Here is a 24,479-nt window from a genome sequence, read left to right on the forward strand (position 1 = left end):
ATGGACCACGGGGCGCTCGTTCTGATCGAGATCGGCGCGCTCCTTCTCGGAATCGCGCTCCTCGGCCGGCTCGCAGCGCGCTGGGGAATCTCGCCGATTCCCCTCATTCTTCTCGGAGGATTGGCCTTCGGCGAGGGCGGGCTCCTGCCGTTCAATTCTGGCGGGGAGTTCATCGAGATCGGTGCCGAGATCGGCGTGATCCTCCTTCTCCTCATGCTCGGGCTCGAGTACACCGCGCAAGAGCTGCTCGGCAATCTGAAGGGCTCGCGCACGGCGGGGCTCATCGACATGTTGCTCAACGCGACCCCCGGCGCGATCTTCGCGCTCGTCATGGGCTGGGGTCCGGTGGCCGCGCTCGCGCTGGCCGGAATCACCTGGATCTCATCGTCGGGCGTCATCGCCAAGCTCTTGCACGACCTCGGCCGCTTGGCCAACCGGGAGACGCCCGTGGTGCTGTCGATTCTGGTGATCGAAGACCTCGCGATGGCGTTCTACCTTCCGGTGCTCACGGCCGTGCTCGTCGGCCTCGATCTGGCTGTCGGGCTGGTCACGGTTATCGTGGCGCTCGCCGCCGTAGTTCTGATTCTGTATGTCGCGTTCCGCCACGGCCATCTCGTGTCTCGTCTGGTGTGGTCGAAGAATGCGGAGGTGCTGCTGCTGTCAGTACTTGGCATCACCGTGCTGGTGGCCGGGTTGGCAGCGCAGGCGAGCGTGTCGTCCGCGGTGGGCGCCTTTCTGGTGGGCATTGCGATCTCCGGTCCGGTCGCCCGGCACGCCCAGCAGTTGCTCACGCCGTTGCGTGACCTGTTCGCCTCGGTGTTCTTCCTCTTCTTCGGCTTGTCCACGGATCCGGCCGACCTCGTCCCCATGCTCGGCCCGGCCGTGGTGCTGGCCGTGATCACCATGGCCACGAAGCTGGTCACCGGGTATTACGCGGCCGGGCGCGCGGGCATCGGCGAGGCGGGCCGGTGGCGTGCAGGCTTCGCGCTCATGCCGCGGGGCGAGTTCTCGATCGTGATTGCCGGCCTCGCCGTGGCATCCGGAATCGATCGCTCTTTGGCGGCGCTCGCGACCGCGTACGTTCTCATCACGATCGTGGCCGGTCCACTGCTCGCGCGGCTTCCGGACACGGAGTGGTTCTCGCGCTTCGCCGATCGTCGGCAACAACGGCGCCGCTCGCGTCAGCGCGCCGCGTAGCTCGAGCGCTGACGCCGCTCGGCGCATGGACCCGACCCGACCCGGCTCTGCGGGCTGGGTTCCGCCCCCAGGATGTGTCGTTGGTGCGCGCAGATTCTGCGGGTGGAGCGGGCGGCCGGGTGCGTGTTGATGTTCCGCCCCCAGGATGTGTCGCGGGCGCGCACGGATCTTGGGGGTAGAGCGAGCGGGGTGGAGCGGGCGGAGCGGGGCCTGGGTTCCGCCCCCATGATGTGTCGCGGGCGCGCACGGATTTTGGGGGTGGAACGGCGCGGGGAAGTGGGGGAAGTGGGGGTGGAGGCCGGGGGTGGAGGCCGGGGGTGGATGCAGCGGGGTTCGCCGCGACGGTCGGCGCGAGAGCGGCGGCGACGGCGAACTTGACAGCATCCGACTCAACTTCATTTGACATGTCGGAGCGACGGGTTTAGCCTTGAGTCATCACGGCTCAACCTTTGCCGTGACTTCCAGACTTTCCGCGAAACGCCAGGCCGTGGCATCCGCTCGGCCGCAAATGAAGGAGAAACACACATGGCACGTGCTGTGGGAATCGACCTCGGTACGACGAACTCCGTCGTCAGCGTCCTCGAGGGTGGCGAGCCCAAGGTCATCGCCAACGCCGAGGGCTTCCGCACCACCCCGTCGGTGGTCGCGTTCACGAAGGACGGCGAGGTGCTCGTCGGCGAAACCGCCAAGCGCCAGGCTGTCACCAACGTCGACCGCACCGTCGCATCGGTCAAGCGCCACATCGGCACCGACTGGACCTTCGAGGTCGACGGCAAGAAGTGGACGCCGCAGGAGATCTCGGCACGCATCCTCCAGAAGCTGAAGCGTGACGCCGAGGAGTACCTGGGTGACACGGTTACGGATGCCGTCATCACCGTTCCCGCGTACTTCAACGACGCCGAGCGCCAGGCCACCAAGGAGGCCGGCGAGATCTCGGGTCTCAACGTGCTCCGCATCATCAACGAGCCCACCGCCGCGGCCCTCGCGTACGGCCTCGACAAGGGCAAGGAAGACGAGCTCATCCTCGTCTTCGACCTCGGTGGCGGTACGTTCGACGTCTCGCTGCTCGAAGTGGGCAAGGACGACGACTTCTCGACCATCCAGGTGCGCTCCACCGCCGGTGACAACCGCCTCGGTGGTGACGACTGGGACCAGCGCGTCGTGGACTACCTCATCAAGCAGTTCAAGGAGACCACCGGCGTCGACGTTTCGGGCGACAAGATCGCTCTGCAGCGTCTGAAGGAAGCCGCTGAGCAGGCTAAGAAGGAGCTCTCGAGCTCGACCTCGACCAGCATCAACCTGCCGTATCTCTCGCTCACCGAGTCGGGCCCGGTTTCGCTGTCCGAGACGCTGTCTCGCGCGAAGTTCGAGGACCTCACCAAGGACCTGCTCGACCGCACCAAGAAGCCGTTCGAAGACGTCGTCCGCGAGGCTGGCATCAAGGTTTCCGACATCGACCACGTTGTGCTGGTCGGCGGTTCGACCCGTATGCCCGCCGTTGCCGAGCTCGTCAAGCGCGAGGCAGGCAAGGAAGCGAACAAGGGCGTCAACCCCGATGAGGTCGTCGCTGTCGGCGCCGCGCTTCAGGCCGGTGTCCTCAAGGGCGAGCGCAAGGACGTTCTCCTCATCGACGTCACCCCGCTGAGCCTCGGTATCGAGACCAAGGGTGGCATCATGACGAAGCTCATCGAGCGCAACACCGCCATCCCGACCAAGCGCAGCGAGACCTTCACCACGGCTGACGACAACCAGCCGTCGGTCGCGATCCAGGTCTTCCAGGGCGAGCGTGACTTCACGCGCGACAACAAACCGCTCGGAACCTTCGAGCTCACCGGCATTGCGCCGGCTCCCCGTGGCATCCCACAGGTCGAGGTCACCTTCGACATCGACGCCAACGGCATCGTGCACGTCTCGGCGAAGGACAAGGGCACCGGCAAGGAGCAGTCGATGACGATCACCGGTGGCTCGTCGCTGCCGAAGGAAGACATCGAGCGCATGGTGCGCGAGGCCGAGGAGAACGCGGCCGAGGACAAGAAGCGCCGCGAGTCGGCCGAGGTGCGCAACCAGGCCGAGACGCTGTCGTACTCGATCGAGAAGCTCATCAAGGAGAACGAGGACAAGCTGCCCGAAGACGTCAAGACCGAGGTTCAGGCCGACGTCGACGCTCTGAAGTCGGCGCTCGCCGGCGATGACGACGACGCGGTGAAGGCCGCGTTCGAGAAGCTCAACGCCAGCCAGGGCAAGCTCGGCGAAGCGATCTACTCGGCCGGTCAGGCTGAGCAGGCTGCCGGTGCTGCCGATGGCGACGCGGGTGCTCCCGAGGGCGAGACGGCCTCTGATGAGGATGTCGTCGACGCCGAGGTCGTCGAAGACGAGGATGACAAGAAGTAATCATGGCTGACAAGGACTTCGAAAACAGCGACGCCGACGAGCGTGGCGAAGACGAGGTCCTCGGCGAGGAGGGGTCGGAGGCACAGGTCTCCGACCCCGACCCGCAGGAGGAGCTCACGGTCGACGACATTCTCGGCTCAGCTCAGAATGCGGATGCCGCAGCCGAAGACACTGTCCTCGCTGACCTCGAATCAGCCCTGCTGAACGATCTCAAGCGCCTGCAGGCCGAGTACGCCAACTACCGGCGTCGCACCGAAGAGCAGCGCGAGGTCGAGATCGAGCGCGCGAAGGGTGCCGTCGCGAAGGGCCTGCTGTCCGTTCTCGATGACCTCGACCGGGCTGAGAAGCACGGCGACCTCGAAGAGGGCACCCCGTTTGCGACTATCGCCGCGAAGTTGCGCGGCGTGGCTGAGCGCATAGGACTGTCCACCTACGGTGCGGCGGGCGAGGCATTCGACCCGCAGCAGCACGAGGCGATCTTCCAGGCGCCCACGCCGGGTGCGACGGAAGCGACGATCCTCGAAGTGGTCGAGATCGGATACCGCCTGGGTTCTGTCGAACTGCGTCCGGCCAAGGTCGTCGTCGCCGTTCCGGCCGAGTAAGCCGAGGAGAGACATGGCCAGTCAGGACTGGTTCGACAAGGACTTCTACAAGATGCTCGGGGTGTCGAAAGACGTCAGCGATGCGGATCTGAAGAAGACCTACCGCAAGCTTGCGCGTCAGTATCACCCGGATTCCAATCAGGGGGATGCCGCGGCCGAGGCCAAATTCAAAGAGATCAGCGAGGCGTACTCGGTGCTCTCGGATGCCGATCAGCGGGCGGAGTACGACCAGATCCGAGCGATGGGGTCGGGTGCCCGCTTCACTTCGGGTGGTGCCGGAGCCCCCGGCGGCTTCGAGGACGTGTTCAGCATGTTCTCGCAGGGCCGCGGTGGTCGTGCCGGTGGCTCACCCGGAGCCGGCGGCCCCGACTTCGAAGACATCTTCTCGATGTTCAACCAGCAGCAGGGCGGCGGTTTCGGTTCTGGCCGATTCGGCCAGTCGACCGGAGGGTTCCGCGGCTACGGCGGCCCGACGCGTGGGGCGGATGTCACCGCGCGCACCACGATCGACTTCATCACCGCCACCAAGGGTGAGACCATCTCGTTGCAGGGCGAAGACGGCAAGCCGTTCAAAGTGAAGATCCCCGCCGGTATCGCCGACGGACAGAAGGTGCGTCTGCGTGGTCGCGGTCGCCCGTCACCCGATGGGGGCGAGAGCGGAGATGTCGTGGTGTCGGTAACCGTCAGGCCGCACCCGGTGTTCACCCGGGACGGGCTCAACCTGCGCGTGGTGGTACCTGTCACCTTCACCGAGGCAGCCCTCGGCGCCACAATCGAGGTGCCGACGCTCGGCGGTGATCCCGTCAAGCTACGCGTTGCGCCCGGCACTCCGTCGGGACGCGTGTTGCGCGTGAAGGGCCGCGGCGTGCAGAGCTCGAAAGGCACGGGTGACCTGCTGGCAGAGGTGCAGGTCGCCGTACCCTCGCACCTGGATGACGCGGCGCGCGAGGCGCTCGAGCGCTTCCAGGCGCTCGAGCCGAACGAGAACCCGCGCGCCGAACTGATGTCGAAAGCGCGCGGCTGAGTACGCTCGAACGAACGCGATGAGAGGAGGGGGAGTCCATGGCCGATGAAGACAAGATCGACGAGGATGCTCCCCTCCTCGCCATCGCGGTTGCTGCCGAGCTCGCGGGGATGCACCCGCAGACGCTTCGGCAATACGACCGCATTGGTCTCGTCGTCCCCGCCCGAACGCAGGGCGGCTCGCGCCGATACTCCCTTCGGCACGTCGAACAGCTGCGTGAAGTGGCACGCCTGTCGGCCGAGGGAATCAGCCTTCCCGCGATCGCCCGCATGCTCGACCTAGAGGACGAAGTCCGCGCGCTTCGCCGCCGCGTCGCGGAACTCGAGAAGCAGGTGCGCACCGAGATGGAGACGCGCCCCGGAGTGCGCGTCTTCGCCGCCGGGGCTACCGGTGCCGTTGTCCCGCTGCGACAAGGCGCGCGCGTTCGGCGCGCGACTGAGATCGTGCTGTGGACACCCCGTGCCGACGAGCGCCGCTGAGCGCCGCACACTGACGAGCCCACGACCCCCGCGTCCGGCGCGCGTGCACTGACGCGGTGGGGGTCGCCGGCGCTATGGTCATGGCGTGAGCACTCCGCAGTCCCCGACGCGTCGATCGTTGCGCATGCGCGTATCTGCGACCCCGCACGACGACCGCGAGCGTTCTCTCGAAACCCTCGCGCTCGGAATCGGCGCGGTCGCGTTCATCGTGGTCGGCCTGGTGGCGATAGTGACCTTCCGCTTCGCCGACGCGCCCATTTCGGGCCCGGGCTCGGTGGGCCAGTTCGCCGCCATCGCTTCGGGCGTGGCGGCGTTCGTCGCCTTCATCGCCGGGCGCTACGTCGTGCACGACCGCGAGGCCGGGCACACGATGACGGTGCTCGACATGATCGATGTCGTCGCACTCGCGTTCGCGCACGCCATCATCGCGCTGCTCAGTTGGACGTTGCTCTCGGTGATCCTCGAGGCAGGATTCATCGACGCGACCGTGTTTTCCCTGCCGCTGATCATCCTGTCGGCAACGGCGGGCGCGGTCACCGCGTACCTGGTGTTCTTCTCCGCCACGCACATGGACCTGCAGCTGCTCGCCATCATCCTGGCGTCCTTCCTCGCCGAGGGCGTGCTGACCGCCATGCTCACGGCGAGCGACCCGCATTGGTGGCAAGAGAACCTCAGCGCTCTCGGAATGACCGATGACCTCTCGGCGATGACGTTCAACCTGACGCTGATCGTCGCGGGCTTCATTGTCACCACGCTCGCGCGCTACGCGACGCGCGACATCCCGACGCCGCATCCGACAGGTCTGCGCAACGTGCGGCGTTGCCTCATCGTGGTCGGTGTCTTCCTGGGCCTCGTCGGTGTCTTCACGGTCGACGAGTTCTTCGGCATCCACACCGCGGTCGCCTCGGGCATGGTCGTCGCCTTCGCGACCCTGGTATTCGGGCTGCGTTCCTGGATTCCCGCGCTCCCGAAGGCATTCACGACGCTCGGGTACGTCTTCATCGCCGTCATCGTGCTGCTGGCGATCTTCTTCGCGGTCGGCTTCTACACGCTCACCGCGGTCGAACTCGTCGCCGGCATTTTGGTCTTCGCGTGGATCGTGCTGTTCATCCGCAATTCGGCTGCGCTTGAGAAGGATGCCCGTGACGAGCGCGCCGCGTCGGTGGCGAGCCCGCGGCAAGGCGACGCGTGAGGGGTCTCACCGAACACCGCTGGCGTGATCTCACGCGCTGGCCGCTCATCGTGGCATCCGTCGTCTTCACGGCCCTGTACTCGTGGAAAGTTATCGCGGACTTCGACGGCGACGCGTTGCTGATCGCTCAGGTGATCTTGCTCACGACGTGGGCGGTGTTCGTTGTGGACTACCTGGTGCGCTTGTGGCTCGCGACGGATCGGCGGACGTGGTTTCGCCGGCACCTCGTGGAGTTGACGATCGTCACCCTCCCGCCGCTGCGTCCCCTGCAATTGCTGCGCGTGCTCACCATTCGCGGGCGGGGCGCGACGGTGGGCACGCAGATCCGCAGCCGGCTGGCCGTCTACGGTGCGGGTACCGTCGCGTTGCTGATCTGGATCGGCTCGTTGTCGGTGTTGGATGCTGAGCGCCCGGCGCCCGGTGCCAACATCACCAACTTCGGGGATGCCGTGTGGTGGGCATTCGTCACCATGAGCACCGTCGGCTACGGCGACTTCTACCCCGTCACGCCGTTCGGCCGAGTCGTCGCCGTGGTGTTGATGTGCACCGCCGTCGCGGTGGTCGGCATCGTGACGGCGACCCTGTCGTCGTGGGTGATCGAGTATGCCGCGCGCGACAACGACCAGGACGAGCCGGCCACACGAGGGCAGATGCGCGCGCTGGCGCAGCAGGTGAACCGCATCGCTGAGAAGTTCGGTGCCCCGGATGAAGACATCGACGCCGACGCGGAACGCCTGCCCGATCCTGACCGACCGGGCAACACGCGGCAGGACGGTACGCTGGCGCCGTGAAACGTGCAGCCCCGACCCCTCCCGCCGCGCCCGCGCAGCCCCTTCTGTCGCCGACCGTTTCGGTGCTCCTGGGGCTTGCCGCAGCGGTGATCGCGCTGGCCGGACTGTACTTCGCGCGCGAGTTGGTCGGGCCGCTCGTGCTCGCCGCCGTTCTCGTCATCATCTGTCACCCGGTGCGCTTCCCCTTCGAACGTCGCGGGTGGCCGAGTTGGGCCGCGACGACGATGGTCATCGTGGTTGCCTACCTCATCCTCGCGGTGATGGTCGCGCTGCTGTTCTTCGCCGGAACCCAGTTCGCGCGCTTGGTCGTGGACTACGCCGACCAGCTCGAGCAGACGGTCGATGAGACGCTCGCGCTCCTGCAGTCGCTCGGCATCGAACAGCAGGCTGCCGATGGTGCGGCATCCCTCCTTGATCCATCGACGATCCTGTCGTTCGCATCCTCGCTCAGCGGCACCGTGCTGGGCGTGCTCACCGCGTTCTTCTTCCTGGTCGCCTACATCATCTTCATGGCCGCCGACGGCGCGCGTTATGCCCGCGCGGGGCAGCACTTCGGAGCATCCATCCGCCCCACCGTCACGAGGGTCACGGTCTTCAACGCGGGCGTGCGGCGGTACTACGTCGTCAACGCCACGTTCGGGGCGATCGTGGCCATCATCGACGGCCTCGCGCTGTGGGCGCTGGGCGTGCCCGCGCCGGCGGTGTGGGCGATTCTCGCGTTCGTGACGAACTTCGTCCCCAACATCGGTTTCGTGCTGGGCTTGATTCCGCCCGCGATTCTTGCGCTGGTGATCGGCGGGTGGCCGATGTTCTTCGCCGTGGTCGCGATCTACTGCGTGGTCAATGTCACGCTGCAGGTGCTCATCCAGCCGAAGTTCGTCAGTGATGCGGTGAACCTCAGCCTTACGCTCAGCTTCTTCTCCGTGATCTTCTGGACTTTCATCATCGGACCGCTGGGCGCGATCCTCTCCATCCCGCTCACACTTTTGGTGCGGGCGCTCGTGCTTGAGGGGGATCCGAGCAAGAAGTGGCTGCGCTGGCTGTCCGGTGATGTGGATGCCGTCGATCATCCGGTGCCCACGGCGCAAGGCGACACGCCACCGGCGCGGTAGCGTGATCAGGCGCCGTCCACCCACGGGCGGCCGGAGAGCGGAGTAGGGCGAGCATGGATGGCGTACTGGGCACCAATCTGACCTGGATCGGCGCGTTGCTGGTGAACCTCGTAGTGGTCATCATCGCGCTGATTGTTCTGCCCAGGCGACGCAAGCCGACCGCTGCCATGGCGTGGCTGCTGGCGATCTTCCTGTTCCCCTTCGTCGGCATCGTGCTCTATCTGCTCATCGGCAACATTCGTCTGCCGAAGAAGCGCCGCCTCGCGCAGCAGAAGATGGACGACATTATTCGTGAGCGGGCGACGGTGGGTGCCGCCGCGCTGGCGCCCGAGTGGCCGCCGCACTTCCGCACCATCGTCGAGCAGAACCACACGCTCACCCAGTTGCCGGCGCAACCGGGTAACCGTGCCGAGCTCTTCGGCGACTACGAGCAGTCGATCATCGAGATGGCGCGCGCGATGGACTCCGCGAAGCGGTTCATCCACGTGGAGTTCTACATCGTCTCGTTCGATGACACGACGGCACCCTTCTTCGCCGCGATGGAACGCGCGGTTGCCCGCGGGGTGACGGTGAGGTTGCTCGCCGACCACGTGGCATCCCGTCGCGTCGCGAAGGCCGATGAGACCTTTGCCGAGCTCGACCGCATCGGCGTCAAATGGGAGTGGATGCTGCCGGTGATGCCCTTCAAGGGCAAGTACCAGCGGCCGGACCTGCGCAACCACCGCAAGCTGGTCGTCGTCGACGGCACGGTGGCCTTCGTCGGCTCGCAGAACCTCATCGACCGCTCCTACAACTCACCGAAGAACATCTCACGGGGTCTGAAGTGGCAAGAGCTGGTTGCGCGATTCGAGGGCCCGGTTGTTGCGTCGGTGGATGCCGTCTTCCTCACGGACTGGATGATCGAGACCGGGGAACTGCTCGAAGATGAGCACGTCGCGGCATCCGATGTTCCGGCAGTAGACGACGCGGCGCTGGTGTGCCAGCTGGTGCCGAGTGGCCCCGGCTACGACACCGAAAACAACCTGCGACTGTTCCTTTCGTTGATCCATTCGGCCAGCGAAAAGGTCATCATCACGAGTCCGTACTTCGTGCCCGATGAAGCGATGGTGTACGCGATCACCACGGCGTGCCAACGCGGACTCGAGGTGCAGCTGTTCGTGTCTGAGGTCGGCGACCAGGGTCTGGTGTACCACGCACAGCGGTCGTACTACGAGACGCTGCTCGAGGCGGGTGTGCGGATCTTCCTCTACCCCGGCCCGTTCATCCTGCACTCGAAGCACTTCTCGATCGACGAAGACGTCGCCGTGATCGGGTCGAGCAACATGGATATCCGCTCGTTCAGCCTGAACATGGAGATCTCGATGATGGTTCGCGGCGAGTCGTTCGTCGCCGACATGCGCGCCGTCGAGCAGGGGTATCGCGACATCTCCCGCGAACTCACTCTCGAGCAGTGGCGGCAGGAGCCCGCGAAGTCGACGTTCCTCGACGGCGTCGCGCGCCTCACCTCGGCTCTTAACTGACCGGGGCCAGGGCCGAAGGGCGAACAGCAGACGCAACGAACGCCGGGCGGAACCGAAGTTCCGACACCGGCGTTCGTGAGAGCGGATGCTCGGGGTTTCAGCCGAGGAGCTTGGCCTTCGCGGCGGCGAACTCGGCATCATTGAGCACACCGGCGTCCTTGAGGGCTGCCAGCTTCTGAAGCTCGGCGACGACGTCCACGCCGGCGGCGGGCGCGGCCGGTGCCGGTGCGGGCGGAGCCGGCGGGGCGGCGTAGGCCTGCTGCTGGGCGACGGCATCGGCCGCGGCCTGCTGCATGGCGGCCTGCTGCTGAGCGGCCTGGTACTGCTCCTGCTCGTACTGCGACTGGGCACGGCGCTGCTGGTTGCGGGCGACGCCACCCGACACGGCGCTGGCGGTGCCAGCGACGACGGCGGTGCGTGCGGCGAGGCCGATGAGGCCCGGGCGACCGACTCGACGGATCATGACTCGACTCCTTCTGCTGCGACTTCTTCTTCAACCGCATCCACGATCGCGTTGACGATCGGTGCGGGGATGCGCTCCGAGCTGAGCACGACGCCACCGGATGCGGCGAGGTTCGACGCCAGCGTGCGGGCGAAGGTCAGCTCCAGCGCGATGAGGGCGGCGGCCGAACCGGGCGGGACGAGCTCGGCGAGCTCTTCGACGTCTTCTTCGCCGGCGATGCCGATCTCTTCGAGGGCGATGTCACCGAGGCCATAGTCGGTGTCGTCGTCTTCGATCTCGACGATCGACACGTTGCCCTGGTCATCCTTCGAGATGAGCAGGAAGTCGAGGAGGCGAAGGTGCCCGCTCTCTACCGGTTCCATGAGCGCGGACATCACGCCCGGATCCGGACGTTCACCCTCGAAACCGACGAGATACAGCTCGACGGGTCCGTACCGAAATTCGGCCATGGTTTTCCCTTCTTCGGGTCAGAGTTCTGACCCTGCGAGCGTAGCGCGCCAAGCTGACGGGGTCACCAGGAATTCGTGATGATTCCGCTGGATTTCACTCGCGTCACGCGGGGTCGATGCGCAGAACGCCGGCGCTTTCGCCCACGGCGACATCGTCGACGAGGCGCACGGTGCGGGCGAGGTCATCGAGCGACCCCATCACAGTTCCGAAGCGCTCGCGGTCGCCGCACACGGCGGTCACGGTGACGAAGTGGGTGCCGGTGTCCCACGTGTAGGTCGCGAACGGGGGAGTGCGCGGGTCGGCTGGCAGCGGCATGACGAGCTTCTCGCCGACGCCCAGATGGGAGCTTCGGAACGACTCGGTGTCGTCGTACTCCATCGGCATCATCGCGCGCGCGGTGCGTGCCTGCGGCGTCGCCTCCTGTACCTGCGCCATTGCGACGACCAGTTCGGCGTCGGCCTTCCACACCCACACCAGTACGCGTCCCGCGGCCTTGCGCAGCAGCAGCGGAGTCGCCTGACTGAGCGCCCACGCGGCTACGGCGCTGCCGGGGCGCGGGATGCCGGGTGTTGCCGTACTTCCCTGTCTCAGCAGCATCCGGATCGCGGCCTTTCGATGGCGGCGCCCGCGAAAGCCCAAAGAACCGGTTACGGGAACCCAGAGATGCGCGTCGGCGTCGGCCTGCAGTCGTGGCATGAATCCAGGGTACGCAGGGCGATGCTCCCGAGCCTGAGAAGGGGCCTCAGGTACAGTGGATGCCGCGTCTCGGCCACCCCGCGAGGCGCGACCCGCCGCACAGACAGGCCCGAAACCTCCGTGACCGAACCCGCGACGCCAGACGACTCCGCCGCCGACGCCGTGAGCCCGCGACCACTGAAAATCCTGATCGGGGCCGATACGTTCCTGCCCCACGTGAACGGTGCTGCGCGCTTCGCCGAGCGACTCGCCGCCGGCCTGGTCGAGCGCGGGCACGATGTGCACGTCGAAGCGCCGAGTGCTACCCACTCGCACCACGGAACGTTCGTGGAGACGATCGAGGGTCAGCCGGTCACGATGCACCGCATACCGGCGTGGCGCTACCTTCCCCATGACTGGCTGACGTTCGTTCTGCCGTGGATGTCGAAGCACTACGCGCGGCGCGTGCTCGATGAGGTGCAGCCCGACGTCGTGCACATCCAGTCGCACATCGTGATCGGGCGAGGCCTGTCGCGCGAGGCGGCCAAGCGCGGCATCCCGATCATTGCGACCAACCATGTGATGCCCGAGAACGTCCTCGACTTCACGACCCTGCCCGACTTCCTCAACCGCATCGTTTTGAAACTCGCGTGGGCTGACGCTGAGCGCACCTTCCGCTTGACGAAGGCCGTCACCACCCCCACCCGACGCGCGGCGGACTTTCTCGAGTCCACGATCGACATCACCGGGGTCGTTCCGATCAGTTGCGGGCTCCGTGCCAGCAACTACACCGCCGACCTCACCCCGCGCGACGGGAACCGGCTTGTGTTCGTGGGTCGCTTGACGACCGAGAAGCAGATCGACGTGGTGCTGCGTGCGATGACGCTGCTCGACCCCGCGCTCGAGGTGAGCTTCGACATCGTCGGCCAGGGCGATCAACGTCGAAATCTCGAATTGCTCGCCGAGCAACTCGGCATCAGTGGCCGTGTCCGGTTCCATGGGCACACCACCGATGACGAGCTGCGTGGCTTCCTCACGAACGCGAGCATGTTCGTCATCGCCTCGATCGCCGAGCTGCAGTCGATCGCGACGATGGAGGCGATGGCATCGGGTCTGCCGGTCGTCGCCGCCGATGCCGTTGCGCTGCCGCACCTGGTGCACGACGGAGAGAACGGCTACCTGTTCGAGCCCGGCAACGCCGAGGATCTCGCCGCGAAGATCACCACGGTGCTCACGCAGACGCCCGATGAGCGCGTGCGCATGCAGAAAGCGTCGCTCGACGGAGTCAAGGTGCACGACATCGCGCGCACGCTCAACACGTTCGAAGCGCTGTATCGCGGCGAGCCGATCCCGGAGTAGCCGATGCACATCGCGATGTTCGCCGATCAGCACCTCGAGTCCCTCGGCGGCGCACAGGTGTCGATGCGACTGCAGAAGCGGTTTCTCGAGCTCGCCGGCCACACGGTGACCGTCGTGGCGCCGGCAATGCACGGTACGCGGGAGGCGGCATCCGACCCGGCGTATCTTGACATGCCGTCGATGCCGATCACTCTCGACCGCGAGTATTCGCTCACGTGGCCCGGTGCGCGCACGGATCAGTGGGTGGATGCCGCGTTCTCGGCGCTCCCGCCGGTAGACGTGGTTCACGTGCAGGCGGATTTCTGGGGCGCCTTCATCGGCCACCGTTTCGCCCGGCGGCATGCGCTGCCGGTCGTGCACACCATGCACAACCGCGTCGACGTGGGAATCGAACACACCGCTCCCTTCCCGTCACTTGTGTTGCGTGCTCTGAACGCGTGGCAGGGGCGCGTGCTTGGGTCGAGCCCCGACCGGGTGCCCGGCGGGCGTGACGGCTGGTCGTTCCTTGCGCGATTCGCTGCTCGATCGGATGCCGTCACCGCACCCTCCTCTCACTTCGCACGTCGGCTCGAGGCGCACGGCGCCGTGCCGGCGTCGGGCTCCGTCGACGTCATCTGGAACGGTATCGACGACGCGGTGCTCGACGAGGTGCTCGCCGAACCCGCGGTCGGTGCTTTAGGCGAAGCCCGGCGTCCGAAGTTCGTGTGGCTCGGGCGTATGAGTCCCGAAAAGCGCCTGCTGCCGTTCCTCGAGGCGCTGGCGCAATCGGGCGTTGTGGCCGACGTCGGGGTGATCGGGGGCGGCGGGCAGCTGCGCGCGGCGCGCCGACTCATCGAGAAGCGCCAGCCCGTGGCATCCGTCACCTTCGCCGGCAGGCTCCCGTACGTCGAGACCCTGCGCCGCATCGCCGCGGCCGACGCGGTCGTGCAGACATCGATCGGCTTCGAGACGCAGGGGATGACGATTTTCGAGGCGGCATCGCTGGGGACGCCGTCGATCGTGTCGGACCCCGACCTCGCAGGCGAGCTCGGCTCGGGCCTGTGGCCCGTCGCCGACGATTCCGTGGCGGCGCTCGCCGACTCGTTGCTGCGCGCCGCGGCCGACATCACCGCGGGGGAAGCCCCCGCCGTCGACCCCGGGGTGCGCGAGGCGTTCCGGCAGTCTTCACGCACGGCCGCCATGGTCGAGGTCTACCAGCGCGTGACCGCGTAGCGCGAGGCGCCCGGGCCGTGGTCCGCCGCCGGTTCGCGGGTTAGGGAAGTCGCGTGCGGTCCATCGGGACGCGGCGGTATCCGTCGCGCGCCAGGGCGACGATCGTGGACGCGAGGGCGGCCACCGACAGCGCCGCGGTGAAGATGAGGATCAGCATGGCAGAAACGCTACGCTTGGCGTTCTCCTGCCACGAGTGGCAGAATGGCCACGATTCATTCGAAAACTGCCACGCCTGAACTTCCACGCTGAACTCTCACCCTGAGGACTGCCCATGCACACCGTCGCCTGCATCGTTCAGAACGGATTCGCCCCGTTTGAGTTCGGCTTGGCCTGCGAAGCCTTCGGTTTGGATCGCCAGGGTGACGGCATCCCGAACTTCGACTTCCGCATCGTCACGCCTGACCCGGGAGCGGTGCCGAGCTCGATGGCGTTTTCGATCAATGTCGAGAATGACCTCGCGTTTGCCGACGAGGCGGACCTGGTCGTGGTCACGCCCATTCCGCGTGCATCGTGGGGCGCGGTCGACGAGCGCGTGAGTGAGGTGATCCGCCGCGCGGTGGCGCGCAGAGCGTGGGTGCTCACCGTGTGCAGCGGGTCGTTCGCTGTGGCGGCCGCGGGCGTGCTGAACGGTCGTCGCGCGACGACCCACTGGATGTACGCCGAGACGATGGCGCAGATGTATCCCGAGATCGACGTCGATCCTGACGTGCTCTACGTGCAGGATGGGCGCATCATCACCAGTGCCGGCACGGCCGCCGGGCTCGACGCCTGCCTGCACTTGCTACGCCAAGAGCTCGGCGCAGAGATGACGAACATCATTGCGCGCCGAATGGTGATCGCTCCGCAGCGCGACGGTGGCCAGGCGCAGTTCATCGCGCAACCCCTGCCCGTGGCCACCTCGCACTCGCTCGCGCCCGTCACCGATTGGATGGTCGACAACCTGCGCCGCGACCTCACCGTCGAGCAGCTCGCCGCGCGCGCTCACATGTCGCCGCGCACATTCGCACGGCGCTTCCGGGCGGACTTCGGGACGACCCCCGCGGCATGGCTGGCTCGCCAGCGCGTTATCCACGCCCAGCGTCTGCTCGAGCGCACGGACTTCGGCCTCGACCGCATCGCGGACGAGTGCGGGTTCGGGTCGGCGGCAGTGCTGCGGCAGAACTTCGCCCGCATCCTCGACACGACGCCCACCGCCTACCGTGCCCGCTTCGGGTGCGCGCTCGACCCCGAGCCAGCTACGCACCTCGAATCAGTGGCCTGACCGCCGGTTCGCGCCCGCGGGAACACGGCTCAGCGCCAGAGCTCGCGATGCGCGCGCCGCAAAATGCGTGCATCATCCGCGGCGAGCGACGTCATCGCACGGCGCGCCGACTGGGTCGCGGCCGTGCGGAACACCCGAGCGTTGCCGGGGGAGGACGCCGCCAACCCCGCGAGTACCTTCTGCACCCGGAGGGCGACCTCGAGCATCCCGGAGCCGTCACGTGAGATCGGGCGGAACGCGTCTTCGACCAGGTCGCCCAGGCGCACCGGCGCGATCCACACGCGCGGGTACGTGATCTCGTCGTCGCGCTCTTGCCGCAGCATGGCCGTGAACACACGCTGCACGGCGCCGAGGACGTCGATCGCAGTGCCGGGATCGTTCACGGCAGGCGAGAGTGCGCGGCTGGCGATCTCAGACAGCGCGATCACGCCCAGGCGCGGATCCTGCTCGTAGGTGCGGTGCTGCTCGACGTGAAACGCCGCGCGCAGGCTGGCGGTGGTGGACTCGTCGGGGGCGCCGGTGACGCGGACTAGTGGCATCCGGGCGTCGGCGACGCGACCGGGCGTCGCGACGACGAACACCTGCAGTGAGGCCTGCGAGGCGATGCGATCGAGGGCGCGCACATCGATGTGCGTGATGTAGCCCGGGGTGTCGGCGAACACGGGCGTGGCCGTCGTCGGGATCGTGTACTGCACGCGCGCGCCGAGGCTGGGGCGGCAGGCGTACGCGGTGAGGGTGTCGGATGCTGCGCTCTCGACCCGATTGATGATGTCGGCCATGCGGCCGAAGTTCGACAGATGGGCGATCCAGCCGAGCAGAGTGACGACGATGATGACGATGATCACCAACGTGCCGAGGAACAGCAGCGTGCGCGCCTCGTCGGGGTAGTAACCCGTAGACAGCGCGATGATTCCCACGAGAGAGAAGGTGAACCCGCCCACGAAGGTCGACAGCACGTTCTGCGACGTCGTGTCTTGCACGAGCAGCTGCGTCGCGCGCGGTGTCGCGATCGTCGCCGCCGATGAGTATGCGGTGACCATCGCGGTGAGAGAGAAGGTCGTGACCGCCAGCATCGACGTGGCGAGAATCTGCAGCAGGTTGTCGACCGCACCCTGCCCGAGATCCAGCTCGGGAGAGATCGGGATCAGCGGGCCGATCCACCCGATGAGCAGGGCGTAGGCGACGGCAACCACCGTGAAGATGGCAGCGCGGAACCACACCTGGCGCGCCAGGCGGGCGAGGAACACCTTTACTCCGCTCGTGATGCCACCTCCGCGTGGTCGTTGCGGCTGATTCTGTGTTCACTCTAGGGAATGCTTGCCGTGGCATCCGCTGTTCTATAAACTTGAGTCAGCTTGGCTCAACTTTATAGACCTTGTGACCTCAGGAGAATCATGAACGCCACCCAGCAGCCCGGGCAGGAGGATGCGCGCAGCGCCCTCGAGCAATTCGGGATCAACCTCACCGACCGTGCCCGCCAGGGCAAGCTCGACCCCGTCATCGGGCGCGACAGCGAGATCCGCCGTGTCAGCCAGGTGCTCACGCGGCGTACCAAGAACAACCCAGTGCTGATCGGCGAACCCGGCGTCGGCAAGACCGCCGTTGTCGAAGGACTCGCCCAGCGCATCGTCGCGGGCGATGTCGCCGAGTCTCTGAAAGACAAAGAACTCGTCACCCTCGACATCTCGGCCCTCGTCGCCGGCGCGATGTACCGCGGCCAGTTCGAAGAGCGCCTGAAGAGCGTTCTGAAAGAGATCACCGAGTCCGACGGCCGCATCATCACGTTCATCGACGAGCTTCACGTGCTCATGGGCGCCGGAGGCGGCGAAGGGTCGGTCGCGGCATCCAACATGCTCAAGCCGATGCTCGCGCGCGGTGAGCTGCGCCTGATCGGGGCGACGACCCTGAACGAGTATCGCGAGTTCATTGAGAAGGATGCCGCGCTCGAGCGCCGATTCCAGCAGGTGTACGTGGGCGAGCCCACCGTCGAAGACACCGTCGCGATCCTGCGCGGGCTCAAGGAACGCTACGAAGCGCACCACAAGGTCGCGATCGCCGACGCGGCACTGGTGGCCGCGGCATCCCTCTCTCACCGCTACATCCCCGCGCGCCAGCTGCCCGACAAGGCGATCGACCTGATCGATGAGGCGGCGTCGCGGTTGCGCATGGAGATTGACTCGGCACCCCTCGAGATCGACGAACTGCGCCGTCACGTCGACCGGCTCAAGCTCGAAGAGCTCGCGCTGAAGAAGGAGAAGGACGACGCATCGAAGGAGCGCCTGGCCACCCTGCGCGAGCAACTCGCGGGCGAAGAGGCCCGGTTGGGGGAGCTGCAAAGTCGATGGGAGTCCGAACGCGCGTCACTCAACCGTGTCGGTGACCTGAAGACCCAGCTCGATGCCGCACGCATGGACGCCGAGCGCGCCCAGCGCGAGGGCAACCTCGAGCGGGCATCGCGACTGCTGTACGGCGAAATCCCGGCGCTCGAGCGCGCGTTGTTCGACGCCGAGAGGGAAGAACCGACCGGTGACCGCATGGTCGGCGACCAGGTGACCGACGAAGACATCGCCGCGGTGATCTCGGCCTGGACGGGCATTCCTGTGGGGCGGCTCATGCAGGGGGAGAGCGAGAAGCTGCTGCACCTCGAGTCGGAACTCGGGAAGCGGTTGATCGGCCAAAAGGATGCCGTAGCGGCAGTGTCGGATGCCGTGCGCCGCTCGCGCGCGGGCATCAGCGACCCGCAACGACCCACGGGTTCGTTCCTGTTCCTCGGGCCCACCGGCGTCGGAAAGACCGAACTGGCGAAGGCGCTCGCCGAGTTCTTGTTCGACGACGAGCACGCGATGGTGCGCATCGACATGTCGGAGTACGGCGAGAAGCACTCGGTGTCGCGGCTGGTTGGTGCCCCTCCGGGGTACGTCGGCTACGAACAGGGCGGGCAGCTGACCGAAGCGGTGCGGCGCCGGCCGTACTCGGTGGTGCTGCTCGACGAGGTCGAAAAGGCCCACCCCGAGGTGTTCGACGTGCTGTTGCAGGTGATGGATGACGGCCGGCTGACCGACGGTCAGGGGCGCACGGTGGACTTCACCAACGTGATCCTGATCCTGACGTCGAACCTCGGCTCGTCGATACTCATCGACCCGACGATGTCGCTCGAAGTGAAGCGCGAACAAGTGCAGGCGCTGGTTCGCCAGGCGTTCAAGCCCGAGTTCGTCAACCGTCTCGATGACATCGTGGTGTTCCAGGCGCTCACCGAAGATGACCTGTCGCAGATCGTCGAACTGACGGTCAACGCCCTTCACCGCCGGCTGCGCGATCGCCGGTTGACATTGACGGTGACGCCGAGTGCGCGGGCGTGGTTGGCGCAGCGAGGCTACGATCCTCTGTTCGGTGCGCGGCCGCTGCGCCGGTTGATCCAGACCGAGATCCAGAACCGGCTGGCTACGGCGTTGCTGTCGGGCGGCGTGCGGGACGGCGACACCGTGAGGGTCGACGTGGGTGCCGACGGTCGGGGCCTGGTGCTTACCAGTGAGGGGCCGCAGGCCGCGGCATCCGGGGCATCCGGTGTTGACGACGTGATCGAGGCCGAGCTGCTCGACGACTGAGGCGCGTTGGTTGTGTTTCTCGCGCCATAGCGGTGGCCCGCCTGCCTCGCAGCAGCAAGTCTGGCCGGTGCCTCGCAGCAGCAAGTCTGGCCGGTGCCTCGCAGCAGCAAGTCTGGCCGGTGCCTGCCTCGCAGCAGCAACTGAGGAAGATTCACCTCCTGAGGACGGAAACAGGTGTTTCGGTCCTCAGGAGGTGAAGTCTCCTCATACAGTGACGCGGGCTGGGGTGGCAGCGCCGCGGGCTTGGTGGCAGCGACGCGGGCTGGGTGGCAGCGCCGCGGGCTGGGCGGCAGTGCCTTGGGCTGGGGTGGCAGTGCCGCGGGCTGGGTGGTGGTGCCTTGGCGCTGGGCCCGAGTTGCTCCCGTGTGAAAGCGGAGCGATCTTCACACTCGGGATGCCGCGGAGCGGCATCCGCCTCGACCTAATGTGGGCGCATGACGACAAGCACCGCAGACCTGTACGACGAGCGTGGCGATGCGCTTGATTCGCTGTCGCTCCAACTGAGCGACATGGGTGGGCGCACCGCGTTCGACGGCCCGATCCGCACCGTGCGCTGCCATCGCGACAACGCGCTGGTCAAGCAGGTGCTGGCGACGCCTGGTCAGGGGGCGGTCTTGGTTATCGACGGCGGAGGGTCGCTCGAGTCGGCGCTCGTGGGCGACCTGATCGCCGGCTCGGCCGTGGAGAACGGGTGGTCCGGAGTGATCGTGCACGGCGTGATTCGCGACCGTCAGGCGATCGGGATGCTGCCGCTCGGCGTCAAAGCCCTCGGATCCAACCCACGCAAGAGTGCGAAGGATGGCGTCGGCGAGGTCGACGTGCCGGTCACGATCGCCGGCGTGGTTTTCACGCCCGGCCGCCACGTATGGGCCGACACCGACGGGGTCCTCGTCGAGCGCTAGTTCCACGTGCGTGAGACGGACCTACGTGCGTGAGCCGGACGCGGGGAGCATCCGCCTCACGCACGAGCGTCCGCCTCAGCGAGGTGGGGGGTGCGGGAGGAGGGGGTCAGACCGTCTCGATCAGCGTTTCGGCGAGCGGGCGACGCGCGCGGGGAGCGGTCTCGCGCTCGCGCAGCACGTCCGGCAACGCGGACGCGTCGCCCATGTCGCCGATGGCGAGAATGACCATCGGGGCGAAGCGCTCGTCGAGCGAGAAGGCCTGGCGAACGGCATCCCGATCGAAACCGCTCATCTGGTGCACGTACAGCCCGTCATGGTGGGCCTGCACGCTCAGGTGAGCGACGGCCTGGCCGAGGTCATAGACGGCGTGGCTGATCGCGGTGCCGTCTTCGGTCTCGGTCTCGGCGATCGCGACGATGAGCGCGGCGGCGTTGCCCGCCCATGCCTGGTTGAAACCGAACAGCGTCGCGACGAGGGCATCGTGCGTCGCGGTTCCGCGGCGGGCGACGATGAAGCGCCACGGCTGCAGGTTGTTCGCCGACGGCGCCCAGCGCGCGGCTTCGAGGGCGCTGGCGAGCTTGCCCTCGTCGATGGGGGTCGCGGCGTCGAAGGCGCGCGGGCTCCAGCGCGCGGCGAGCACGTCGAGGACGGGGCTGTCGGTCTGGGCGAGGCGGTCTGCGGTCAGGGTGGCGCTGGTGCTCATGGGGGTCCTTTATCGATGGTTCTCTGCCCGGACTCCCTTGGCCGTCTTCGATTCAACAACATCGACCTGAATGCATTCCCGGTGCGCGCGGTGCGACCGGTGCGAGACCTACGCCCGCTCGGCGTGTTCGGCGTCGGGTAGCTCGCGCATCGCCCAGAACGGTCCGATCACGACGAACAAGCACGCCAGTAGCTCGCCCGCAGCGGCAATCCACAGCGTGGGCACGACGCCGATCCAGGTGCCGAGACCGCCGGCGATCAGCGCGGCGATCGGCATGACGCCCCACACCACGAAGCGAATCGACGCGTTCATGCGGCCGAGCAGGCGCGGCGGCGTGATGCGCTGGCGGAAGCTCACCTGGGTGATGTTGTAGAGCAGCACCGTGAAGCTCATGACGAACCCCTGCGCCACGAGCAACGGGAAGGCCAGGTCGGGCACCAACGAGATGACGGGCAGGAAGAACGGTGCGACGCAGAATGCGATGGCACTCACCGGGATCGCGCGGGCTTCGCCGATGCGCGCCACGATGCGGGGCGTTGCGATGGCGCCGAGAAGGCCTCCAACTGCCGAGAGCGAAAACACCACGCCGAGCATCGCGGGGGACAGGCCCAACTCTCGCAGTACGAACAGCGGGAAAAGCGTGGTGGCGATGCTGCCGAAGAAGTTTGCGACACCGGTCGTCCCCACGATGCGGCGCAGGAGGGGATTGCCGAATACCCAGCGCAGGCCCTCGCCGATCTCGGTGATAAGGGGCCGTCGGTCCTCGACGGCGTGCGGCTGCTCGTGATCGCGCGTGAAGAGCAAGGCGATGAAGGATGCCACATAGGAGCCGACCGTGATGAGGATCGCGACCGGCGCGGCGAGCACGCCGACCAGCCATCCGCCGGCGGCCGGGCCGGCAAGGCCCGCCAACTGCTGGGTCGATTCGAGCTTTCCGTTCGCTTCGGAGATCTGCGTCGGCTTCACCAGCGACGGGATGATGCTCTGATACGACACGTCGAAGAACACCGTCGCGATACCCATCACCAGGGCCACCGCGATCATGTGCCAGATTTCGAGCACCCCGAAGAATGCCAAAACGGGGAGCATACCCAGCGCGACCGCGCGCACCGCATCGGCGACGATCATGACGTGCCGCTTGCGCATGCGGTCGATCCACGCGCCCGCCGGGAGTCCCACGATCAGGAACGCCGCGAACTGGGCGGCGCCGAGCACGCCGACCTCCCACTCGGTCGCGTGCAACATCAACACTGCGAGGACGGGGATCGCGAGCTCGGTGATCTGCACGCCGAACTGGCTGAACGCCTGACCCGTCCACATCGTGAGGAAGTTGCGGTCGTGCCACAGTGAGCGCTTTGGTTGTGTGGCACTGCCGAGTGATTGGGACATGTCAATCAGTGTGGGCGACTGATTGAACAAAGTCAATCGGTCTCGTAGGGTGAGGGGATGAGCGAGGGGTCTGCGAGCGAGCGCGAGGTTCAGGATGCCGCGGCCGAGGCGCGACTGCGGGCGCTCAGCTCTCCGCTGCGCCTGCGGGTGCTGCGGTTGTGCGCGTTCGAGTCCCGCACCAACAAGGAGCTCGCCGAGTTGCTTGGCGTGAATCCCGGCACGATGCTGCACCACGTGCGCACGCTCGTGCAGACGGAGTTTCTCGTCGCTGAGCCCGAGCGCGCTGGCGGGCGGGGGGCGAGGGAGGTGCCATACCGTGCGACGGGACTGTCGTGGCGTACCCCGATGAAAGACCAGAATCGCGTCCTTGTGGAGACGTTCCTGCAGCAGATCGACGGGCTCGCCGAGGATGAGATGGACACGGTGTGGCTGGGGCTACGCCTCAACGCCGAGCACAAAGCCGAGCTCGACGAACGCTTGTCGCGCCTGGTCACCGAGTTCAAGGAACGCGGGCCCGATGAGGACGGCACGGCGTACTCGCTCTTCGCCGCAGTCCACGTCGACCGCAACCCGCCCCGCGGTACCTCAGGGCTCTAGACATCTGCGTCGGTGACGAGGAGGTATCTCGACATGACCGTGGCGGTCGATGCCGCCGTGGACGATCTCAACGTGTGCGGCGTTGTCACGTAGATCTACAGCGACGACGAGTTTCCCTCGGATCATCGTGGTGTGGTGCGCGGCAACGGTCAGGGGCCAGACATCGCATGGTTCCGTGACCCCGCCGGCAACGTGCCCGCCGTCTTGCAGGACGAACCCCATGCCTGACGCTCGCATGGGCTGAGTTACCGCGAACAGACCGTTCGCGGTAAGAGGTAGCGCGGATGTGATCGCTCACTCGCGCGTGCCCTTTCCGTCTGGCCTCGAAGGCGGTGGAGGCCCGCACATGACCGCTTGTTATCGAAATGTTACCGCTAACACTCTTGGCGACTGTGAAATGTGAGGGCTAACATCACTGCAGTGCACCGGCGCATCCGGTGCGACACGCACCAAGTGGCCGGCAACGATGTCGGTACCCGACGAGGAGGTTTGGGAAATGATGAGAAAGAACGCGCTTGCCGGAATCGCCCTGCTGGGGGCTCTGGCCCTCACCGCGGTCGGATGCTCGAGTTCTTCGGGTGGCGACGGTGGCGGCGATGCCTCGGGCGACGAGCTGATCACCGTGGGCTTCGCGCAGACCGGTTCGGAGTCGGGCTGGCGCTCGGCGAACACCGAATCGATGAAGGAAGCGTTCTCGACTGAGAACGGCTTCGACCTCGTCTTCAACGCGGCCGACAACGACCCGGCCGCTCAGATCGCGGCGGTTCGCGACTTCATCAACCAGGGTGTGGACGCGATCGTGATCGCGCCCATCGTGGAGGACGGCTGGGATGACGTGCTGCAGGAGGCTGCGGATGCCGATATCCCCGTCATCCTTGAAGACCGCACCGTGAGTGCGTCCGAGGATCTCTACGTCTCGTGGGTCGGTCTCGACTTCGAGCGCGAGGGAACCTACGCCGGTGAGTGGGCCGTCGAGCAGTTCGGCGACACCGACACCAAGATGGTCGTGCTCGAGGGCACGACGGGATCGGCACCCGCCAACGACCGCGCAAAGGGATTTGATGACGCGATCGCCGGCAGCTCGATCGAGAAGATCGACTCGCAGACCGGTGACTTCACGCGCGACGGCGGCAAGACCGTGATGGAAGGATTCCTCCAGAAGTACGGAGTGGACGGCATCGACCTCCTGTACGCCCACAACGACGACATGGCGCTCGGTGCGATCGAGGCGATCGAGGCTGCCGGCGGTGTCCCCGGGGAAGATATCAAGATCATCTCGATCGACGCGGTCAAGGACGGCATGCTGGCTCTGATCGACGGCAAGATCAACTTCATCGTGGAGTGCAACCCGCTGCTCGGTGAGCTCGCCGCAGACCTCGTCACGCAGGCCCTCGATGGCGGAACGCCCGAGAAGGAGATCTACGTCGATGACGAGACCTTCACGCCCGAGCAGGCCGCTGAGGTCATTGATCAGCGCGCATACTGATCCTGCGCTGACCTTCTCCACACCATGACGTCAGCGCGTCCGCCGGGTGAACCTGCCCGGCGGACGCGC

The 24,479-nt window shown here is 66.6% G+C and carries 22 protein-coding genes and 1 pseudogene; 17 read left to right on the forward strand and 6 right to left on the reverse strand.

Annotation, left to right across the window (positions count from 1 at the left end):
* From ON062_RS07375 to cls, 9 genes are all read left to right on the forward strand, one after another.
* The gene (locus ON062_RS07375) at window positions 1–1,197 is read left to right on the forward strand and encodes a cation:proton antiporter (RefSeq protein ID WP_274646480.1); all 1,197 of its coding nucleotides are present in this window, start codon (window positions 1–3) and stop codon (window positions 1,195–1,197) included.
* A gap of 525 nt (window positions 1,198–1,722) precedes the next feature.
* Window positions 1,723–3,588 carry a molecular chaperone DnaK gene (gene dnaK, locus ON062_RS07380; protein ID WP_274646481.1) on the forward strand — a complete coding sequence of 622 codons (1,866 nt, stop codon included), beginning with the start codon at window positions 1,723–1,725 and terminating at the stop codon, window positions 3,586–3,588.
* Window positions 3,589–3,590: 2 nt separating this feature from the next.
* Window positions 3,591–4,190, forward strand: coding sequence for a nucleotide exchange factor GrpE (locus ON062_RS07385; RefSeq protein WP_274646482.1), 600 nt, complete (start codon window positions 3,591–3,593; stop codon window positions 4,188–4,190).
* Window positions 4,191–4,203: 13 nt separating this feature from the next.
* Window positions 4,204–5,214 carry a DnaJ C-terminal domain-containing protein gene (locus tag ON062_RS07390; RefSeq protein WP_274646483.1) on the forward strand — a complete coding sequence of 337 codons (1,011 nt, stop codon included), beginning with the start codon at window positions 4,204–4,206 and terminating at the stop codon, window positions 5,212–5,214.
* Between the two features lie 38 nt (window positions 5,215–5,252).
* Window positions 5,253–5,693 carry a heat shock protein transcriptional repressor HspR gene (locus tag ON062_RS07395; RefSeq protein ID WP_274646484.1) on the forward strand — a complete coding sequence of 147 codons (441 nt, stop codon included), beginning with the start codon at window positions 5,253–5,255 and terminating at the stop codon, window positions 5,691–5,693.
* An 85-nt stretch (window positions 5,694–5,778) separates the two neighbouring features.
* Entirely contained in the window at window positions 5,779–6,885 is a 1,107-nt protein-coding gene (locus tag ON062_RS13940) for a DUF998 domain-containing protein (RefSeq protein ID WP_274646485.1), read from the forward strand.
* Window positions 6,882–7,676 (forward strand): potassium channel family protein, encoded by a 795-nt coding sequence (locus ON062_RS07405; RefSeq protein WP_274646486.1) that lies wholly within the window; start codon window positions 6,882–6,884, stop codon window positions 7,674–7,676. Before ON062_RS13940 ends, ON062_RS07405 begins: the two co-directional genes overlap by 4 nt.
* Window positions 7,673–8,788 carry an AI-2E family transporter gene (locus ON062_RS07410; protein ID WP_274646487.1) on the forward strand — a complete coding sequence of 372 codons (1,116 nt, stop codon included), beginning with the start codon at window positions 7,673–7,675 and terminating at the stop codon, window positions 8,786–8,788. The genes ON062_RS07405 and ON062_RS07410 overlap by 4 nt, the downstream gene beginning before the upstream one ends.
* A 53-nt stretch (window positions 8,789–8,841) precedes the next feature.
* A complete protein-coding gene (cls, locus tag ON062_RS07415) occupies window positions 8,842–10,308 on the forward strand; it encodes a cardiolipin synthase (protein ID WP_274646488.1) in 1,467 nt (488 codons plus the stop codon).
* Window positions 10,309–10,405: 97 nt separating this feature from the next.
* On the opposite strand, the gene ON062_RS07420 is transcribed toward cls, so the two are convergent.
* The 3 genes from ON062_RS07420 to ON062_RS07430 all read right to left on the reverse strand — a co-directional run bounded on the left by ON062_RS07420 (window position 10,406) and on the right by ON062_RS07430 (window position 11,917).
* Window positions 10,406–10,771, reverse strand: a complete 366-nt coding sequence (locus tag ON062_RS07420; RefSeq protein ID WP_274646489.1) for an SHOCT domain-containing protein — start codon at window positions 10,769–10,771, stop codon at window positions 10,406–10,408.
* Window positions 10,768–11,220: a DUF6325 family protein gene (locus tag ON062_RS07425; RefSeq protein ID WP_274646490.1), complete on the reverse strand. Its 453-nt coding sequence runs from the start codon at window positions 11,218–11,220 to the stop codon at window positions 10,768–10,770. The genes ON062_RS07420 and ON062_RS07425 overlap by 4 nt, the downstream gene beginning before the upstream one ends.
* Window positions 11,221–11,323: 103 nt before the next feature.
* Window positions 11,324–11,917, reverse strand: a complete 594-nt coding sequence (locus ON062_RS07430; protein ID WP_274646491.1) for a hypothetical protein — start codon at window positions 11,915–11,917, stop codon at window positions 11,324–11,326.
* A gap of 120 nt (window positions 11,918–12,037) precedes the next feature.
* Here ON062_RS07430 and ON062_RS07435 point away from each other — a divergent pair, with 120 nt between their 5' ends.
* The 3 genes from ON062_RS07435 (at window position 12,038) to ON062_RS07445 (ending at window position 15,728) form a co-directional block, all read left to right on the forward strand.
* Window positions 12,038–13,255: a glycosyltransferase gene (locus ON062_RS07435; protein WP_274646492.1), complete on the forward strand. Its 1,218-nt coding sequence runs from the start codon at window positions 12,038–12,040 to the stop codon at window positions 13,253–13,255.
* A gap of 3 nt (window positions 13,256–13,258) precedes the next feature.
* Window positions 13,259–14,467, forward strand: coding sequence for a glycosyltransferase (locus ON062_RS07440; RefSeq protein ID WP_274646493.1), 1,209 nt, complete (start codon window positions 13,259–13,261; stop codon window positions 14,465–14,467).
* Between the two features lie 271 nt (window positions 14,468–14,738).
* Complete coding sequence (locus ON062_RS07445) at window positions 14,739–15,728, forward strand: GlxA family transcriptional regulator (RefSeq protein ID WP_274646494.1); 990 nt, start codon at window positions 14,739–14,741, stop codon at window positions 15,726–15,728.
* A gap of 29 nt (window positions 15,729–15,757) precedes the next feature.
* Here ON062_RS07445 and ON062_RS07450 read toward each other — a convergent pair whose 3' ends face one another.
* On the reverse strand, window positions 15,758–16,975 hold the full coding sequence (locus ON062_RS07450; RefSeq protein WP_274646495.1) for a DUF2254 domain-containing protein: 1,218 nt from the start codon (window positions 16,973–16,975) through the stop codon (window positions 15,758–15,760).
* Window positions 16,976–17,122: 147 nt separating this feature from the next.
* Here ON062_RS07450 and ON062_RS07455 point away from each other — a divergent pair, with 147 nt between their 5' ends.
* Together ON062_RS07455 and rraA are read left to right on the forward strand one after the other, a co-directional pair.
* Window positions 17,123–19,333 (forward strand): ATP-dependent Clp protease ATP-binding subunit, encoded by a 2,211-nt coding sequence (locus tag ON062_RS07455; protein WP_274646496.1) that lies wholly within the window; start codon window positions 17,123–17,125, stop codon window positions 19,331–19,333.
* A 434-nt stretch (window positions 19,334–19,767) separates the two neighbouring features.
* Window positions 19,768–20,235 (forward strand): ribonuclease E activity regulator RraA, encoded by a 468-nt coding sequence (gene rraA, locus ON062_RS07460; protein WP_274646497.1) that lies wholly within the window; start codon window positions 19,768–19,770, stop codon window positions 20,233–20,235.
* Window positions 20,236–20,341: 106 nt separating this feature from the next.
* On the opposite strand, the gene ON062_RS07465 is transcribed toward rraA, so the two are convergent.
* Entirely contained in the window at window positions 20,342–20,938 is a 597-nt protein-coding gene (locus ON062_RS07465) for a nitroreductase family protein (RefSeq protein WP_274646498.1), read from the reverse strand.
* Between the two features lie 108 nt (window positions 20,939–21,046).
* Entirely contained in the window at window positions 21,047–22,327 is a 1,281-nt protein-coding gene (locus ON062_RS07470) for an MFS transporter (RefSeq protein WP_274646499.1), read from the reverse strand.
* A 57-nt stretch (window positions 22,328–22,384) separates the two neighbouring features.
* Here ON062_RS07470 and ON062_RS07475 point away from each other — a divergent pair, with 57 nt between their 5' ends.
* The 3 genes and pseudogenes from ON062_RS07475 (at window position 22,385) to ON062_RS07485 (ending at window position 24,410) form a co-directional block, all read left to right on the forward strand.
* A complete protein-coding gene (locus tag ON062_RS07475) occupies window positions 22,385–22,924 on the forward strand; it encodes a transcriptional regulator (RefSeq protein ID WP_274646500.1) in 540 nt (179 codons plus the stop codon).
* A 27-nt stretch (window positions 22,925–22,951) separates the two neighbouring features.
* A pseudogene (locus tag ON062_RS07480) lies at window positions 22,952–23,152 on the forward strand (hypothetical protein); the annotation flags it as partial.
* A 268-nt stretch (window positions 23,153–23,420) separates the two neighbouring features.
* The gene (locus tag ON062_RS07485; RefSeq protein ID WP_274646501.1) at window positions 23,421–24,410 is read left to right on the forward strand and encodes an ABC transporter substrate-binding protein; all 990 of its coding nucleotides are present in this window, start codon (window positions 23,421–23,423) and stop codon (window positions 24,408–24,410) included.
* The last annotated feature ends 69 nt before the right edge of the window (window positions 24,411–24,479 follow it).

Origin of the sequence: Microbacterium sp. C7(2022) (assembly GCF_028823665.1) — a bacterium.
Taxonomy (GTDB): domain Bacteria; phylum Actinomycetota; class Actinomycetes; order Actinomycetales; family Microbacteriaceae; genus Microbacterium.